At 60.0% G+C, this 17,150-nt stretch carries 17 protein-coding genes; 2 read left to right on the top strand and 15 right to left on the bottom strand.

All coding sequences use genetic code 11. From position 1 onward, the window contains the following. Positions 1 to 24 precede the first annotated feature (24 nt). From hflX to BJN45_RS13790, 15 genes are all read right to left on the bottom strand, one after another. Positions 25 to 1,179: a GTPase HflX gene (gene hflX, locus BJN45_RS13860; RefSeq protein ID WP_076096250.1), complete on the bottom strand. Its 1,155-nt coding sequence runs from the start codon at positions 1,177 to 1,179 to the stop codon at positions 25 to 27. A 60-nt stretch (positions 1,180 to 1,239) separates the two neighbouring features. Next, positions 1,240 to 1,476 carry an RNA chaperone Hfq gene (gene hfq, locus BJN45_RS13855; RefSeq protein ID WP_011288708.1) on the bottom strand — a complete coding sequence of 79 codons (237 nt, stop codon included), beginning with the start codon at positions 1,474 to 1,476 and terminating at the stop codon, positions 1,240 to 1,242. Positions 1,477 to 1,564: 88 nt separating this feature from the next. Next, positions 1,565 to 2,896, bottom strand: coding sequence for a ribosome biogenesis GTPase Der (gene der, locus BJN45_RS13850; protein WP_076096248.1), 1,332 nt, complete (start codon positions 2,894 to 2,896; stop codon positions 1,565 to 1,567). Next, complete coding sequence (bamB, locus tag BJN45_RS13845) at positions 2,893 to 4,056, bottom strand: outer membrane protein assembly factor BamB (protein WP_076096734.1); 1,164 nt, start codon at positions 4,054 to 4,056, stop codon at positions 2,893 to 2,895. Before bamB ends, der begins: the two co-directional genes overlap by 4 nt. Beyond that, entirely contained in the window at positions 4,056 to 4,697 is a 642-nt protein-coding gene (locus BJN45_RS13840; RefSeq protein WP_076096247.1) for a YfgM family protein, read from the bottom strand. The genes bamB and BJN45_RS13840 overlap by 1 nt, the downstream gene beginning before the upstream one ends. A gap of 5 nt (positions 4,698 to 4,702) precedes the next feature. Beyond that, positions 4,703 to 5,992 (bottom strand): histidine--tRNA ligase, encoded by a 1,290-nt coding sequence (hisS, locus tag BJN45_RS13835; RefSeq protein ID WP_076096245.1) that lies wholly within the window; start codon positions 5,990 to 5,992, stop codon positions 4,703 to 4,705. Continuing rightward, positions 5,989 to 7,218, bottom strand: a complete 1,230-nt coding sequence (gene ispG, locus BJN45_RS13830; RefSeq protein ID WP_076096243.1) for a flavodoxin-dependent (E)-4-hydroxy-3-methylbut-2-enyl-diphosphate synthase — start codon at positions 7,216 to 7,218, stop codon at positions 5,989 to 5,991. Before ispG ends, hisS begins: the two co-directional genes overlap by 4 nt. Positions 7,219 to 7,221: 3 nt before the next feature. Beyond that, complete coding sequence (locus BJN45_RS13825; protein ID WP_076096242.1) at positions 7,222 to 8,103, bottom strand: helix-turn-helix domain-containing protein; 882 nt, start codon at positions 8,101 to 8,103, stop codon at positions 7,222 to 7,224. Further along, a complete protein-coding gene (gene pilW / locus BJN45_RS13820; protein WP_240494580.1) occupies positions 8,100 to 8,915 on the bottom strand; it encodes a type IV pilus biogenesis/stability protein PilW in 816 nt (271 codons plus the stop codon). The genes BJN45_RS13825 and pilW overlap by 4 nt, the downstream gene beginning before the upstream one ends. Next, entirely contained in the window at positions 8,912 to 10,003 is a 1,092-nt protein-coding gene (gene rlmN, locus BJN45_RS13815; protein WP_076096729.1) for a 23S rRNA (adenine(2503)-C(2))-methyltransferase RlmN, read from the bottom strand. The genes pilW and rlmN overlap by 4 nt, the downstream gene beginning before the upstream one ends. Positions 10,004 to 10,057: 54 nt before the next feature. Further along, on the bottom strand, positions 10,058 to 10,486 hold the full coding sequence (gene ndk / locus BJN45_RS13810; protein ID WP_076096240.1) for a nucleoside-diphosphate kinase: 429 nt from the start codon (positions 10,484 to 10,486) through the stop codon (positions 10,058 to 10,060). A gap of 72 nt (positions 10,487 to 10,558) precedes the next feature. Then, the gene (locus BJN45_RS13805; protein ID WP_076096238.1) at positions 10,559 to 11,233 is read right to left on the bottom strand and encodes a hypothetical protein; all 675 of its coding nucleotides are present in this window, start codon (positions 11,231 to 11,233) and stop codon (positions 10,559 to 10,561) included. 112 nt (positions 11,234 to 11,345) lie between these two features. Next, positions 11,346 to 12,629, bottom strand: a complete 1,284-nt coding sequence (locus BJN45_RS13800) for a TRAP transporter large permease (RefSeq protein ID WP_076096237.1) — start codon at positions 12,627 to 12,629, stop codon at positions 11,346 to 11,348. Positions 12,630 to 12,632: 3 nt separating this feature from the next. Further along, the gene (locus BJN45_RS13795; RefSeq protein ID WP_076096235.1) at positions 12,633 to 13,349 is read right to left on the bottom strand and encodes a TRAP transporter small permease; all 717 of its coding nucleotides are present in this window, start codon (positions 13,347 to 13,349) and stop codon (positions 12,633 to 12,635) included. A gap of 69 nt (positions 13,350 to 13,418) precedes the next feature. Beyond that, positions 13,419 to 14,423 (bottom strand): TRAP transporter substrate-binding protein, encoded by a 1,005-nt coding sequence (locus BJN45_RS13790; RefSeq protein ID WP_076096234.1) that lies wholly within the window; start codon positions 14,421 to 14,423, stop codon positions 13,419 to 13,421. A 129-nt stretch (positions 14,424 to 14,552) separates the two neighbouring features. On the opposite strand from BJN45_RS13790, the gene BJN45_RS13785 reads away from it, so the two are divergent. Then, complete coding sequence (locus BJN45_RS13785; RefSeq protein ID WP_076096232.1) at positions 14,553 to 16,532, top strand: PAS domain S-box protein; 1,980 nt, start codon at positions 14,553 to 14,555, stop codon at positions 16,530 to 16,532. Further along, entirely contained in the window at positions 16,529 to 17,131 is a 603-nt protein-coding gene (locus tag BJN45_RS13780) for a response regulator transcription factor (RefSeq protein ID WP_076096230.1), read from the top strand. The genes BJN45_RS13785 and BJN45_RS13780 overlap by 4 nt, the downstream gene beginning before the upstream one ends. Positions 17,132 to 17,150: the final 19 nt, after the last annotated feature.

The raw sequence follows: 17,150 nt of genomic DNA, 5'->3' as shown, positions 1-17,150 counted from the left end.
GTAGGGATCATGGGTCTCGGGGATTCAATTATAAAAATCGGTTTGTGCCAGACGGGCAGCTTCGTCTAGCGCCTTGCGGCGCGATTCGGCTTTGGCCCGGGCATATTCGGCCAGGGTTTCACGCAATAGTTCAAGACCTTCGCCGGTGCGCGAACTGATACGAACGCGGACGATATTACCATATTCATCGCGCTCGGCTCCCGGCGCAGCCTCCGTCAGATCGATCTTGTTCCAGACAAGCAGTTGCGGCACATCGCGGGCATCGATTTCCTCCAGCACCTTGTCAACTTCCGCCATCTGCTCATCGCGTGCATTACTGGCACTGTCGACAACATGCAGCAACAGGTCGGCATCTACTGCCGCTTCAAGCGTCGCATGGAAGGCATCGACCAGGGAATGAGGCAGATCGCGGATAAAACCGACGGTGTCGGAAATGACGATATTACCGGCGCCTTCAATCCACAATTTGCGCGAGGTGGTATCGAGCGTGGCAAACAACTGATCCGCAGCATAAACTCCGGCATGTGTCAGTGTATTGAAGAGCGTAGACTTGCCCGCATTGGTGTACCCGACCAGCGAAACATTGAGTACATCGCCCCGACGCCTCGCCTTGCGCTGCACACCGCGCTGACGGGAAAGCCTGCGCAGACGCTCCTTGAGCAGCTTGACCCGGTTGCCAAGCAGACGCCTGTCGGTTTCGAGCTGAGTTTCGCCCGGGCCGCGCATGCCGATACCGCCCCGCTGGCGCTCCAAGTGGGTCCAACCTCGGACCAGGCGTGTCGATAGATGTTCCAGTTGGGCAAGCTCCACCTGCAGTTTGCCCTCGGCGCTGGCTGCACGCAGTGCAAAGATATCGAGAATGAGGCTGTTGCGATCGACCACGCGGCATTTGAGATCGCGTTCGAGATTCCGTTGCTGAACGGGCGACAGCGCGTGATTGAAGATCACCAGTTGGGCATCGCTGCTGGCTATCATCGCGGCGACTTCGTCGACCTTGCCCTTGCCGGCGAAAGTTTTGGGATCCGGGCTGTGCCGGCGCCCGCTGACCTCACCAACGACCATGCCGCCAGCGGATTCGGTCAGCAATCGAACTTCCTCAAGCTGATCGGCAATATCCGGTTGCCCGAAATCAAGTTGCACGATGACTGCACGCTCACCGGAAGCGGGCCGCTCAAGCATGGAATGGTCCTGCGGGAGAAAACACTGCCCCAGGTGAACGGGGCAGCTGGTTGAAGCGTCTTATTCTGCGGCCTGCTCTTGCTGAAGATTGACCGGACGGGCAGGCACGACGGTGGAAATGGCGTGCTTGTAGACCATCTGGGTTACGGTGTTCTTGAGCAGAACGACGTACTGGTCGAAAGACTCGACCTGACCCTGGAGCTTGATGCCGTTAACCAGATAGATGGAAACGGGAACATGCTCGCGGCGCAGGGCGTTGAGGAAGGGGTCTTGTAAGAGTTGCCCTTTGTTGCTCATGGTGTGGACTCCATGTGTGTTGTTATGAGGGTCCTAATGTACCCAAAATAGAAATTTGTTGTTAGAAATTTTGTGGTTAATTTGTGACTCAGCGGCGCTCCTTGTCAGCAAAAGGGTTCTTGCCGGCCACGAACTGGATGCGCAGCGGCGTTCCCTGCAGATGAAACACTTCCCGGAACGTATGCTCGAGATAACGACGATAACTGTCGGCGATCTGGTCCACGGCATTGCCATGAACCACGATGATCGGCGGATTCGATCCGCCCTGGTGCGCGTAACGCGGCTTCGGCCGGAACAGGCCGTGCTTGGGCGGCGCCTGGCGAGCGACGGCATCGGCCAGAACACGTGTCAGACGCGGTGTCGAGAGCTTGGTCATCGCTGCCGAGTAGGCAGCATCGACGGAACGGAACATATTGGCCAGGCCGACATTTTCGAGTGCCGAAATGAAATGGAACTTGGCGAAATCGAGGAATTTCAGCTTGCGCTGCAGCGTCTGACGGGTTTGCTCACGGACGTAAGCCTCAAGGCCATCCCATTTGTTGACCGCAACCACCAGCGCCCGTCCGGACTGGACGATGAAATCGGCAATGTGAGCATCCTGGTCGGAAACATCGGCCTGGGCGTCGACCATCAGGATGACCACATTGGCATCCTCGATCGATTGCAATGTCTTCACCACCGAGAACTTCTCGATCGCTTCAAAAACCTTGCCCCGCTTGCGCATGCCGGCAGTGTCGACGAGCACGTACTTGCGACCGTCGCGTTCGAAATCGATCTCGATCGAATCGCGCGTCGTCCCCGGCGCATCGAAAGCGATGACGCGCTCTTCGCCCAGTAGCGTATTGATCAGCGTGGACTTGCCGACATTCGGCCGACCAACGATGGCGACGCGAATGGCGTCGGAGTGCCATTCATCGTCCTCGGGCTCCGGAAAACCGTCCAGCGCCAGATCGATGAGACCGCGCACACCTTCGCCGTGCGCGGCAGAAATGGCATTCGGCTCGCCCAGTCCCAGTTCATGGAAATCAGCCTCGACCATGCCGGAATTCAGGCCTTCAGCCTTGTTGACCGCAACAAACACCGGTCGGTCGATGCGCCGGAGCTTGTTGGCGATTTCCTTGTCGTGCGGCGTCAGACCGGTACGGCCGTCAACCACGAAAATGACGGCATCGGCTTCGGCAATGGCCTGCTCTGTCTGGCGCGCCATTTCATGCAGGATGCCGTCCTTGACCAGAGGCTCGAAGCCACCGGTATCAACGACCAGGAAGGGCTTCTTGCCCAGCCGGCCATGGCCGTAGTGACGGTCGCGGGTCAGGCCGGGAACATCGGCAACGATGGCATCCCGGGACTTGGTGAGACGATTGAACAGCGTGGACTTGCCGACATTGGGTCGACCGACCAGTACGATAGTAGGTTTCATTGGATCTCGATTGCCCTGACATCACCCCCGGAGGATTGCGTCAGGAATGCGCCGCGCAGAACTTGCGGCGGTACTCGCACAGGCGTGCCATCGGTTTTCTGACGACCGACAAAGGCACCCTCCTCGCGGGAAAGAAAATGCACGTAGCCTTCGCCATCGGCAACGGCCACCACACCTGTACGGACTACAGGTGCCGAAACAGCACGATTCTTGAGCTTGTCCTGTTTCCAGAGGCTGCCGCCGGACAGCCGGTCAAGTCCGTAGACCACGCCATCGTCCGCCGTGACGAACAGGTAACGACCATCCAGCACCATGCCGCGTGCCGAGGAAATATCGCGGGACCAGATCATGGCGCCGCCCTGGCCCATGTCAAAACATGCAACGCGTCCCTGGAAAGCGACGGCACATATCTGCGTGCCATCGACCACCGGTGGAGCAACGATGTCGGCCACGCGATCAAGTTCCGTGGCACCTTTCGGCTGGGCAACCGTGCCTTCCCAGACCGGCGCACCATTCTGCAAGGCAAGTGCCACCAGTTTGCCGCCCGGGAAGCCGGCAAACAGATACCGGTCGGCAAACACGGGCGACCCCGTCGAGCGAATCGACAGCGGAGGCATCGGACGCTGATAGACCCATTTCCGGGCGCCATCGCGCGGATCCAGCAGGAATACCCGGTTGTCGCCGCTGCGCACGGCAACACCTTCATCGCCCACAGCAGGTGCTGCCAGCACTTCACTGGTTACCTGGGCCTGCCAGAGAGCCTTGCCATTGTCCGCATCAAAGGCCAGTACGCCGCCTTTCGCGGTGCCGACAACCACCATGCTGGCATTCGCGCCCACGCCTGACGACAATGGCTGGCCGGCATCGATCTTCCAGATGACCCTGCCCGAATCAAGCCGGTAAACCATGCCTTTTTGATCCGCCACGTACACCGCATCGCCGACAATGGCCGGCGAGAAGACATATTCGCCGGCTTTGCCGACGCTGGCTGACCAAGCCGTTCTGACTGATTCGTTAACGGCCCCGAGTTCCGGCAAAGGCGCCATTTTCGGCCCGGAAGACGAGAACGGATTGATTGCGTCGAAGGTATTCGACAAAGTCGAACAGCCACCCAGCAGGATGCCGGCAGCCAGGCCGAGAGGCATCAGGTGGCGGCGCATCATGCGTTCTCTCCCAGGCTATCCAGCTTCTGCTGAAGCAGTTCCCGACCAGGACCAACGGCCTTGTCAGAGGCCTTGTCGAGCGCCGAGCGATAAGCGGTTCTGGCTTCGGCGGGCTTGCCCTGAGCACTCAGGACATCGCCCTTCAATTCAAGGAAACGGGCCGCAAATGCGTCTGCCGGCGTTGCCTCAAGCTGCTTCAGGGCTTCATCGTAAGCCTGTTCATCGAGCAACACTGCACCGAGGCGCAAACGGGCGATATCGCGCAGTTCATCCTTGGCATTTTCGGCAACCCAGCCCAGCTGGGCCTTGGCCGTTTTCAGATCACCGGCATCGAAGGAATGCTTGGCGGCGAGCAAGGCACCGAGCCCGGCGTAACCACTGCGGCCGTATTTTTCCGTCAGTTCACCGGCAGTCGATTTGATGCGCTGCGCATCGCCAGCCTGGACAGCCTGCTCCAGCACGGCAAACACACCGGCTGCCTTGGCCGTTTCGTTGCCCTGATACCAGTTCCAGCCCTGCCAGCCGACAACCGCCAGCGCCGCAGCGGTCACCAGCGAGGTCACCAGGTTGCCATACATCTGCCACCAGGTCTTGATGGAATCAATCTGTTCCTGCTCTTCGAGGTCGTAATGCGCCATGCTGCTTATTCCTCTTCGTCCGAATCAATCATGTAGTCGATGATGGCTTCCGCCAGTGCATCGACCTTCAGTTTACGTTGTTCCACGCCTTCTGCACGCAGGGCCTTCAGCTGCGCTTCTCCGGTCGACGCTTCGTCATCGCCAATAATCACGGCGAAGGCAGCGCCACTGCCATCGGCTTTCTTCATCTGCGACTTGAAGGAACCACCGCCACAATGCAGCAGCACGTCGATACCTTGGTCGCGCAAGCCTTCAGCCACACGGAAAGCCAGTCGGGCAGCCGCCTCGCCCTGGTGCACGACATAGACGTCGGGCACCGGCGCTGCCGGCTCACCGCCACTATCCTTGATCAGCGCAATCAGACGCTCGACCCCCATGGCAAAACCACAGGCCGGCGTCGGCTTGCCGCCGAGTTGCTCGACCAGGCCGTCGTAACGTCCGCCGGCACAGACAGTTCCCTGGGCACCGAGCTTGTCGGTCACCCATTCGAACACGGTCAGGTTGTAGTAATCGAGACCGCGGACCAGTCGCGGGTTGATCGTGAAGTGCACACCGGCATCGCGCAGGATCTGCTGTACACCGGCAAAATGTGCCAGCGAATCGGTGCCGAGATAATCTATCAGCTTCGGCGCAGCGGCACAGATGTCCTGCAGCGCGGGATTCTTGGTATCGAGAATGCGCAGCGGATTGGTGTACAAACGACGCTTTGCCTCTTCGTCGAGCATATCGACATGCTGCTCCAGGTAGGCGATCAGCGCGGCGCGGTGTTGTGCGCGCTCGGCTGGCTGACCCAGGCTGTTGATCTGCAGCGAAATGCCGTCGAGCCCCAGATCGTTCCACAGACGGGCGCCCATCAGGATCATTTCGGCATCGATGTCCGGCCCGGCAATGCCGAAGGACTCGACACCAACCTGGTGAAACTGCCGGTAACGACCCTTCTGTGGCCGCTCGTGGCGGAACATCTGGCCGATGTAATACAGGCGTTGCGTCTGCCGTGCCGCCAGGTTGTGCTCGATCACCGCGCGCACGCAGCCGGCCGTGCCTTCCGGACGCAACGTCAGCGCTTCGCCATTGAGACCATCGACGAAGGAGTACATTTCCTTCTCGACGATGTCGGTGACCTCGCCGATGGCGCGCTTGAACAGCGGCGTCGGTTCGACGATGGGCATGCGGATCGGCCGGTAGCCGTAGCTTTTCAGCCACGAACGAACGGTGTCCTCGAACAGTTCCCAGAACGCCGCTTCTTCCGGCAGGACGTCGTTCATCCCGCGCACGGCTTGCAATGTCTGACTCATGCTTGCAGTTTCTTCTTGTAGGTGCGCTGGACGTAGCGCTCGATGATGTCCTTGAATTCGCTGGCGATGTTGTCGCCCTTCAGCGTCACGGTCTTCTGCCCGTCCTCGTACACCGGCGCCGACGGCGCCTCACCGGTACCGGGTAGCGAGATGCCGATGTTGGCGTGTTTCGACTCGCCCGGGCCATTGACGATGCAGCCCATGACCGCCAGCGTCATGTTCTCGGCGCCGTCATACTGCAGCTTCCACTCCGGCATTTTGGCCCGGACGAAATCCTGCACTTCGCCCGCCAGTTCCTGGAAAAAGGTCGAGGTCGTCCGGCCGCAACCGGGGCAGGCCGCGACCATCGGCGTGAACGCACGCAGCCCCATGGTCTGCAGGATTTCCTGGGCGACGATGACTTCCTGGCTACGCGAACCGCCCGGCTCCGGCGTCAGCGACACGCGGATGGTGTCGCCAATGCCTTCCTGCAGCAGCACCGACAATGCTGCGGTCGACGCGACAATTCCCTTGGATCCCATGCCGGCTTCGGTCAGGCCGAGATGCAAAGCATAGTCGGCGCGCTGCGCCAATTCACGATAAATGGCGATCAGATCCTGAACACTGGAGACCTTGCACGACAGGATGATCTTCTCGCCAGCCAGCCCGACTTCCTCGGCTTTTGCTGCCGATTCGAGGGCCGACGTGACCATCGCGTGGCGCATCATTTCGTTGGCGTCGAGCGGCTGTGGTCGTTTCGAGTTCTCGTCCATGATCCGCGCCAGCAATTCCTGGTCGAGACTGCCCCAGTTGACGCCGATGCGTACCGGTTTGTCGTAGCGGCAGGCAAGTTCGACCATCTGCGCGAACTGCTCGTCCTTCTTTTTGCCGAAACCGACGTTGCCCGGGTTGATCCGGTACTTGGCCAGCGCTTCGGCACAGGCCGGATGGTCGGTCAGCAGACGATGGCCGTTGTAGTGAAAATCACCGATCAGCGGCACGTTGCAGTTCATCTTGTCGAGATGATCGCGAATCAGCGGCACGGCCGCTGCCGCTTCCGGCGAGTTGACGGTGATCCGTACCAGTTCTGAACCGGCACGTGCCAGTTCGGCACACTGGATGGCGGTGGCCAGGTAATCTGCGGTATCGGTGTTGGTCATCGACTGCACGACAACCGGTGCATCACCACCGATACGGACATGGGCAATCGCTGTGGCGCGCGTCAGGCGCTTGTTTACTGCACTCAAGACTTACTCCAGAACCAGACGGGCGACATCGCCCTTGGTGTGCGGTACAAGATTGACCACCTGATCACGCAGGAACAGGCTGACCCCCGGGGCATAACCGATGGTCACCGACAGCGGCCCTTTGCCGCCGACGAGCTGTTCGGTGCCGCCAGGCAAACGCTGCGAGAAGACAACCGTGTCATCGCGGTCACGAACTTCCAGCCAGGATTCCTTGGCCACGACAAAACGCAACTGCGGCTTTACCGCCGGTTCCGCCGGCGTTGCTGCAACCGGCTCAGTCGACGGTTCACCAACTGTGGCGACAGGGGCCACCTGCGGCGCAATCAGTTGCTGGGCAGAAACATTCGGCGGAAACAAGGCTTCCTGGGCCGGCGCAGGCTGTGCAGCCACTTCAACCGGCTTCTCATCGCCATCAATCAGCGCCTGAACACTCGCCCGCCAGGCATTGAGATCGCTCGGCAACAAAAAATAGGCCAACGCAGCAAGCAGCAAAAGCACGGCGCCAATACCGACAACCAGACCATCCCGGGACTTTGACGAATTACTGATGCGGGCCGGAACGGTATCGGGAACAGCCAGCGTATCGACCGGCTTCTCGAGCAGTGATTCGAGACGAGACATCAACGGCACGGCATCAACGCCAACCAGCCGGGCGTAATTGCGGACAAATCCACGAATGAACGTCGTACCCGGCAAACCGGACCAGTCATCGCGTTCCAGCGCCTCAACCTGACGCTGCCCAAGCTTCAGCGCCTGGGCGATGTCAGCCACCTGCAGCCCCCGCCCCTCCCGCGCCTCACGCAGCAGTTCGCCGACTGTTGGCAAGACCTCGGGCACTACATCCTGCACCTCGGCAGGCAGTTCGTTATCGATCTGCTCACTCATTCAAAATTGCCTTTGAGGAATTCCTGATATTCGTTGGATGTCGGATAGCGGCTACGCAGTTGCGATGCGAAACCGCCTTCAGCTGCCTTGTTGCCGAGCTTGCGCTCAACGCGCACAGCCAGCCAGAGGGCTTCTGCGGTGGGTGGCTCCATCATGCGCAGGGCGTCGCTCAAGTAATGGCGCGACTCGTCCAGATTGCCGCGCAGGTAAAAAACCTGCGCCAGTCCTATCCGTGCCTGGACCGCGCCATTGCGCGAGATACGGACGGCCTGCAGCAGGTAGGTCTGCGCCTGATCGAGATCACCGATCCGCAACAGACATGCTCCAGCGTTGGTATAGGCACGATCCGGCGTTTCGTAAAGCGGATCGCGCAGTGCCCGGTCGAAATACGCGATCGACTGGCGTTCCTTGCCGGTTTCGCAAAGGAACCAACCATAGTTGTTGTTCACTTCAGGATCGTTAGGCGCACGGGAAAGCGCGCGGGCAAAATCCGCTTCCGCCTTGGCGTGCTCACGCAATGAAGCATAGACCAGCCCACGCACGCTGTTGGCCTGATGGAATCCGGAATCGATTTCCAGCGCAGTTGCCAGGTGATCGAGTGCTGCCGCCGGATTTCCCGCCTGGAAGTAGAGAGCCCCCAGCTCGGTATGAATTTTTGCCCGGCTACGCGGGTCGGAGACTGACACAGTTCCACTATCCGCCGGCACAACCGGCTTCGGAGCAGCAAAGTCGTACTGGGCCGCTACCGGAACAGCCACGCATGCCGCACCAAACAGAAACACGTAGCGAATCATCCGGAAATACCGCTTCATGATCTCAACTCCTGTATGGGAATGACGCCACCGGCAGTGCGCCGGGTCTTGTCCCTGACCTGACCGGCCAGTTGACCGCAGGCCGCGTCGATATCGTCCCCGCGCGTCTTGCGCGTCGTCGTGACGATACCGGCCTGGATCAGGATTTCGCCGAAACGGCGGACGCGATCCGCCGGCGAGCGGCGGAACGGCGAGCCCGGGAAGGGATTGAAAGGAATCAGGTTGAACTTGCACGGGACGTGGCGAACCAGCGCCAGCAGTTCGCGGGCATGGGCATCGCTGTCGTTGATGCCGGCCATCATCGTGTATTCGAAGGTAATGAAATCGCGCGGCGCCTTTTCCAGATAACGCAGACAGGCAGCCATCAGCGACTTCAGGGGGTATTTCTGGTTGATCGGCACCAGTTCATCGCGCAGCGCATCGTTCGGCGCGTGCAGCGATACCGCCAGGGCGACCGGACAATCCTCGCGCAACCTGTCGATCGCCGGGACGATGCCGGAAGTCGATACCGTGACCCGGCGCCGCGACAGCCCGTAGGCATGGTCGTCGAGCATCAGGCGCAAGGCGGCGATGGTGTTGTCGTAATTGGCCAGCGGTTCGCCCATGCCCATCATGACGACGTTGGAAATGACCCGCTCGTCGCCGTGGACCGCGCCTAGCGCATTATTGGCCTGCCACAGCTGGCCGATGATTTCCGCCACCGTCAGGTTGCGGTTGAAACCCTGCTTGCCGGTCGAACAGAAGGCACAATCGAGCGCGCAACCGGCCTGCGTGGAAATGCACAGCGTACCGCGGTCATCCTCGGGGATGAACACCGTTTCGACGGCATTGCCACTACCAACGCCAATCAGGAACTTGCGCGCCCCGTCGTCCGACAGTTTGTCGGAAACCACTGTCGGCGGCGCCACGACCGCCCTCGCCTTGAGCTTCTCGCGAAGACTCTTGGCGATATCGGTCATGGCATCGAAATCCGCAACCCCGGAACGATGCATCCAGCGCAGCACCTGCCTGGCCCGGAAGGGCTTTTCGCCCTGCTCGGCAAACCAGGCGGTCAGTCCATCGGCATCGAAATCAAGTAGATTCTGCATCAGCATCCCGAGGCGTCGGGCCCGCCACAACGGCTGACCCGACGACAGGCAAAATTAACGACCGGCGTAGGTGTTCATGCCCGGGAAGAAGAAAGCCACTTCCACGGCAGCGGTTTCCGGTGCATCGGAACCGTGAACAGCGTTGGCATCGATGGATTCGGCGAAATCGGCGCGAATGGTGCCCTTGTCGGCCTTCTTCGGATCGGTGGCGCCCATCAGCTCACGGTTCTTGGCGATGGCGTTCTCGCCTTCCAGTGCCTGGATCATCACCGGGCCGGAGGTCATGAACGAGACCAGATCCTTGAAGAAGGGGCGTTCCTTGTGCACAGCGTAGAACTGGCCAGCTTCCTGCTCGGACAGCCAGGTCATGCGGGCAGCGATGACCTTCAGGCCGGCGCCTTCGAAACGGGAGTAGATCTGGCCGATGACGTTCTTGGCGACGGCGTCGGGTTTGATGATGGAAAGGGTACGTTCGATAGCCATGTGATTGCTCCGAAAAAGCTAGTCGGTTGAAAAACGGGGAATTTTAGCAGATAAGCGCGTCACTTACCCGCCTCACTGCCCGGCCGTTGCCTTCAGCAAGGGCTCCCGCAGCACGGCGAAATCACGCGGCGCGACGTATTGCAGCAATTCCTTGCCATCACCGTCAATCACGACATCCAGCCCCCGCTCGGGATAAAGCAGGTGCACGCGCTTGTCGGAAAGCGGCAGACGTTCGCTGGGCGCGCCAAAACGCTTGACTACCGTTTCTTCGTCGAGATTGACCGTGGGAATGACGCTGACTGCCTTGACCGGCAAGGCATCGGCAGCAGCCAGATCGTCGGGATGCAGCCGGATCTTGCGTGTCGTGCTTTCCATGTGCTCGGCCTTCAGCGCCCGTTCGCGCATGGCGATTATTGCCTCCGGCGCCAGGTCGACCGTAAGAATGACCTTGGCCAGCACGAAACCCAGCGGCAATTGTGCGTAATAAGCCTCCAGCGAGCCGACTTCATCCGGCGCGGCAATGATCGCCACCTCGGGTTCGCCGCCGAGAATTGAGCGCATCTGCCCCAGCGTCTGGAATCCGGGTTTGATGCCGAATACCTGGCTCCCTCCCTGCCCGTCGACTTCGATCTGCCACGGCAGATTGGCGTTCGGATCAACCCCTTCCTGCTTGCCTGTGCCGGGAATGAAGAAAGGAATGACCAGCGCGGCAACGATCAGCGCAATGAGGGAAAGGGCAAATTTCATGGATCGGCAACAATGATTCGGGACGACGATTGTGCCACAGACACTCCCTGCCCAAAGGAAAAAGGCCGCGCCCGGAACGGAAGCGCGGCCTGCTTGCAGCGGTTTCCCGCGCTTACAGCATACCTAGCGTTCTCGGCAACCAGAGCGAGATTTCCGGAACATAGGTAATCAGGATCAGGAACCCAAGCATCGCATACAACCAAGGCAGCACGGCAGTCGACATCTCGGTCAGGCCGGTGCGGGTGATGCCGCTGGCGACGAAGAGGTTGAGACCGACCGGCGGCGTGATCATGCCGATTTCCATATTCACCGTGATGATGATGCCGAAGTGCACCGGGTCGATCCCCAGGGCAACGGCAACCGGGAACAGGATCGGCGCGAGGATCAGGATGATCGACGACGGTTCCATGAAATTGCCGGCAATCAGCAGCAGGATATTGACGATGATCAGGAAGCCGACCGGGCCAAGACCCAGATGGACGATCCAGTCGGCAATCCCTTGCGGAATCTGCTCGGAAGTCAGGATGAACGAGAACAGGATGGCGCTGGCGATGATGAACAGCAGCATCGAGCTCATGTTGGCCGAATCGAGCAAGACCTTCGGAATCTGCTTGAAGGTCAGATCCTTGTACACGAAAACCGCGATGAAGAAGGCGTAGACCGCAGACATCGCTGCCGCTTCGGTCGGCGTGAACATGCCGGAATAGATCCCGCCCATGACCACGACGATCAGCATCAACCCCCAGAAAGCTTCGCGGAAGGTACGGAAACGCTCACCCCAGGACGCCTTCGGCAAACGCGGGTAACCGCCCTTGCGCGCCTGCCACCAGGTCGTTGCACCGAGCACCAGCGCCAGCAGCAAACCAGGAATGACGCCCGCCATGAACAAGGCACCGACCGACGAGTTGGTCGTCACGGCGTACATCACCATGACGATCGACGGCGGGATCAGGATACCGAGACCACCGGCCGAAGCAACGACACCGGCCGAAAAGCTCATCGGAAAACCCTGCTTGAGCATGGCCGGAATCAGGATCGAGCCAATAGCCACCACGGTGGCCGGCGACGAACCGGAAACCGCTGCGAACAGGGCACAGGCCAGCACCGCCGACATGCCGAGACCGCCGGTCAGGTGACCGACCATCGACGTGGCGAAATTGATCATGCGCCGGGCGACGCCGCCATGGGTCAGGAAGTTGCCGGCGAGGATGAAGAACGGGATCGCCATGATCTCGAACTTCTCGATACCGGTGAACATCTTCAGTGCCACCGAGGCGATCGGCGTCTCGGTAAAGGCGAACATGAAGCCGAGCACGGTGAGGCCAAGCGCCACACCGATCGGCATGCCAACCACCATCAGCGTGAGGAGGAGGCCAAAGATAATGAGAGCGCTCATGGCTTATTTCCCCTCTTTTTTGTCGTCGACCGCAGGATGCTGTTTCTCCCACTCGCGCTCGCTGAGACCGGCATGCGCATGCTCGCGCTGCTCGGCAATGGCAATGGCTTCGCCGAGGTGCAGCACTTCGCCTTCTTCCAGCCCTTCGACGTGACCATGGTCGTGCGTCGGCAACAATCCGGTACGGGAGAAATTGATCATCACCTGGATGAAACGGAAACACATCAGGAAGGAGCCCAGCGGAATGGCGGAATACACCATCCAGGTCGGCCATTCCAGATCAGGCGTCACAGGACCTTCGAAAAACTCGCCCAGCTCAAGGCCGAAAGCATTCAGGGTGACGTAGGCCATGCCGTTTTCCCAGACGAAATAGGCACCGAAAAGGCCGATCACACCGGTAAACAGGATGCCGCAGGACAAACCCAGCAGGACCATCGCCCGGCGCGGCTTTTCCGACAGCTTGTTGATCAGCAGGTCGACGCCGACATGGATGCCGGTGCGCACGCCGTAAGCGGCGCCAAACTTCGCCATCCAGACAAAAAGAATGATGCAGAACTCCTGCGCCCAGCCCATATCGATGGACAACAGCCAGTCCTGGAGCACCGGGATTTCAAAGCCCGTGCCGTAGCGATGTACCACGGAAACGAAGATCACCACCGTTGCCACCGCCATCAGCGACGCAATGATGAATTCTTCGAGGTAGTCTATTATTTTTCCCATTTACCCTCTCCTTGCAAAAACGCCCGCTGCCACGAAGCGCAACAGCGGGCGTCCAGAGGACTGAATCGATTAAAGCTTGTTCGGATTGAAGCCGGTCGCCTTGTACACAGCGTCGATGGTTTCCTTGCCGATACGGCTTTCCATCTTCTTGTGCACCGGCACCAGGGCCTTCTTGAAGACCGCGCGCTCTTCAGCAGTCGGCGTGTAGACCTGGGTCTTGCCGCTCTTGCGCACGTTTTCCAGCGCGGCATCGTTTTCCACCTTGGCGATCTGGTTGGCGTAACGGGTTGCCTGAACCATGGCTTCGTCAAGCTGCTTGCGGATATCTGCCGGCAGACCGTCCCAGAACTTCTTGTTGACGATCACGGCATAACCCAGATAGCCATGCTCGGTCAGCGTCAGATGCTTCTGCACTTCATGCATCTTCTGCGTGTACAGGTTGGAGATCGGGTTCTCGGTACCATCGACCACACCGGTCTGCAGCGCCTGGTAGACTTCGGAGAAGGCCATGACTTGCGGCATCGCGCGCAGGGCACGAATCTGCTCTTCAAGCACCTTCGAAGACTGGATGCGCAGCTTCTTGCCCTTCAGGTCATCAGGGGTCTTGATCGGGCTATTGGCGGAGAAGGACTTGAAGCCGTTGTCCCAGAAAGCCAGGCCGCTAATGCCCTTGGGCTCGAGCTTGGCCAGCAGCTGCTTGCCGACCGGACCGGTAGTGACGGTGTGCAGGTCAGCATAGCTGCCGAAAATGAACGGCAGGTCGAAGACTTCGAAATCACGCACGCCGAGCGGACCGAACTTGGCCAGCGACGGGGCCAGCATATGGACCGCACCCAGCTGCAGCGCTTCCATTTCTTCCTTGTCCTTGTACAGCGTCGAGTTGGCGTAAACCTCTACCTTGACCTTGCCCTTGGTCAGCTCGGCGGCCTTCTGGGCGAAGAAGTCGGCAGCCTTGCCCTTGGGCGTATCGTTGGCAACGACGTGGCTGAACTTGATGACGATCGGCTGTTGCGCATAAGCGCCGAGCGAGACGGCGCAAGCAAACAGGCCGACGAGAAGCTTGGAAACTTTCATTGATTTCTCCTCCAAAGTTTTGAATGTCGCGAAAACACGAATTGCGACTGGATGAAAGTATTACGAAACAGGCAACGCCTGCGTATTGTGGATATCCACATCCAGCCCGTCGGAGTTACCATCGCCACCATGAATTCGCCTGCCCTCAAGAGTCGCCCGACCAAGCAGCACCTCCCCTGGCTGCTCGCCCTGCCCAAGTTCGGCATCGTGTTGCTGATGGCCGCGCTACTCACCTTGCTCTGGCTGCTGCAGCATTCGGAACGCGAGGAGCAGCGCAGCATCCTGATCAAGGACGTCCTCTGGCTGGAACAGAACCTGCGCTTCCACCTGGAAGGCAACCGCGACCTGCTGCAACAGCTTGCGGTCGACATGGCCGATCCGCAGGAAAGGGAACGCGTATTCCGCCTGCGCTCCGCCCACCTGCTGAAAAACAGCCCGGAAATTTCGCAGATCAGCTGGCTCGATGCCGATCGCCGGAGCATCGTTACCCTGCCCGGCCATAGCCAGCAGGAAGAAACAGCCAGAAACTCCGCACATACCGCCAGGGCATTCGAAGTCGCCAAAAAACTTGGCAAACCGGCGTATAGCGCACCATTCTTCACTGAGTCAAAAGACAGCTTCATCGAACTGCTGGTGCCGGTATTCGACGAATCCCGGCTGATCGGCATGATCCTCGCCAACTATCCGCTGAACGACCTGCTGACCAATCAGGTTCCCTGGTGGTTTACGGAAAAATACAAGGTGGAAATCGTCGATGACAGCGACACCCTGTATGCCAGCAAAACCCATATCGAAGGCCTCAACGCCGATAGCTACCAGATCCCCTTCGATCCTCCCGGACACGGCCTGCGACTGAAGGTCAGCAATTACCCCAACGATCAGGGCATGCTCCAGCGCCTGCTCACCGTTTCCATCCTGCTGCTCGCCGGCGGCGTCTTCTGGAGCCTGTGGCTGATCCGCGACCTGATGCACAAGAGTACCCGCGCCGAAGAAGCCCTGCGTGCCGAACACGCCTTCCGCGCCGCAATGGAGGACTCACTGACGGTCGGCATGCGCGCGCGCGACCTGTCCGGACGCATCATCTACGTCAATCCGGCGTTCTGCCGCATGACCGGTTTTGCCGCCGAGGAACTGGTCGACCACGAACCACCGATGCCTTACTGGGCGCCCGAACACCTCGACGACACACAGGCCATGCACCGGGCCGTGATGGCCGGCCAGGCACCGAGCGACGGTTTCGAAATCACCTTCATGCGCAAGGACGGCGAACGCTTCCGGGCACTGGTCTATGAAGCCAAGCTGATCGATGGCAACGGCCAGCACACCGGCTGGATGGCTTCGGTACTGGACATCACCGAACGCGAGCGGGCCGAGGAACTTGCCCGCCAGCAGCAGGAACAACTGCAGTTCACCGCCCGCCTGGTGACCCTCGGCGAGATGGCCTCGACGCTGGCCCACGAACTGAACCAGCCACTGGCCGCAATAGCCAGCTACAACACCGGCTGTCTCAATCTGCTGGCCACCGACAACCTCTCTTGCGCAGAGCTGAAACCGGCACTGGAGAAAATCGGCGTCCAGGCCCAGCGCGCCGGCCGAATCATTCGCCGGGTCCACGATTTCGTGCGCAAAAGCGAGCCCAAGCGTGCGCCATGCGCCCTCGGCGAGGTCATCGACGACTGTCTGGGTTTTGCCGAACCGGAAGCACGCAAGCGACAGATCCGGATCGATGCCAAAATTCCGCCGCTGCCGTTACTGCCGGCCGACCGCCTGATGCTTGAACAGGTTCTGCTCAACCTGATGCGTAATGCGATGGATGCGATGAGCGACACGCCGACCGCCTACCGCGTGCTCAAACTGGCAGCCATCGTTGACGGCGAGGAGGTCCGCGTCAGCGTCAGCGACCACGGCTGCGGCATCAGTCCGGAAATCGAAGACAAGCTGTATACCGCCTTTTTCACGACCAAGCAGGAAGGCATGGGCGTCGGCCTGTCGATCTGCCGTTCGATCATCGAATTCCACCGCGGCCGGCTGTGGGCGGAAAAGCTGCCCGACTCGCCGACCGGAAGCGGTACGATATTCATCTTCACCTTGCCTCTGGAAAGCGCATGAACACGCCGCAAGCCCACCTAGTAGACGACGACGAAGCGATCCGGGACGCCCTGGCCTGGCTGCTCAAGTCGCGCGGCCTGCCATGCGCCACCTACGAATCCGCCGAGCACTTCCTCGCCGCCTGGACCCCGGCCACCGCAGGCTGTGTCGTCCTCGACATGCGCATGTCCGGCATGAGCGGACTGGACTGCTTCGACGCGCTACTCGAACGGGGATCAACGCTACCGGTAATCTTCCTGACCGGCCACGGCGACGTCCCGTTGGCCGTCGCCACACTGAAACGCGGCGCCTTCGACTTCTTCGAAAAACCGCTCAACGACAACGACCTGGCCAACCGCATCGAAGAAGCGATGGCGCTCGACGCCAGGCAACGCGCCGAAAATGCCACGGTCGACTCGGTCAACGCACGGGTTTCTAGGCTGACCACCCGTGAACGCCAGATCATGGAACTGGTTCTCGCCGGCAAATACAACAAGGTCATCGCCGACGAACTAAACATCAGCATGCGCACCGTCGAAGTTCATCGGGCGAACCTCTTCGACAAGATGCAGGTCAAAACTGCCGTCGAACTGGCCAATCTGTTCAAAACGGGCCGCTGACGCTTCCCTTGACCGATTT

It is taken from the genome of Azonexus hydrophilus, from assembly GCF_001956855.1.
GTDB classification, from domain to species: domain Bacteria; phylum Pseudomonadota; class Gammaproteobacteria; order Burkholderiales; family Rhodocyclaceae; genus Azonexus; species Azonexus hydrophilus_A.
The sequence above is the reverse complement of the archived record's forward strand: the minus strand, read 5'-3'. Positions and strand labels throughout refer to the sequence as shown.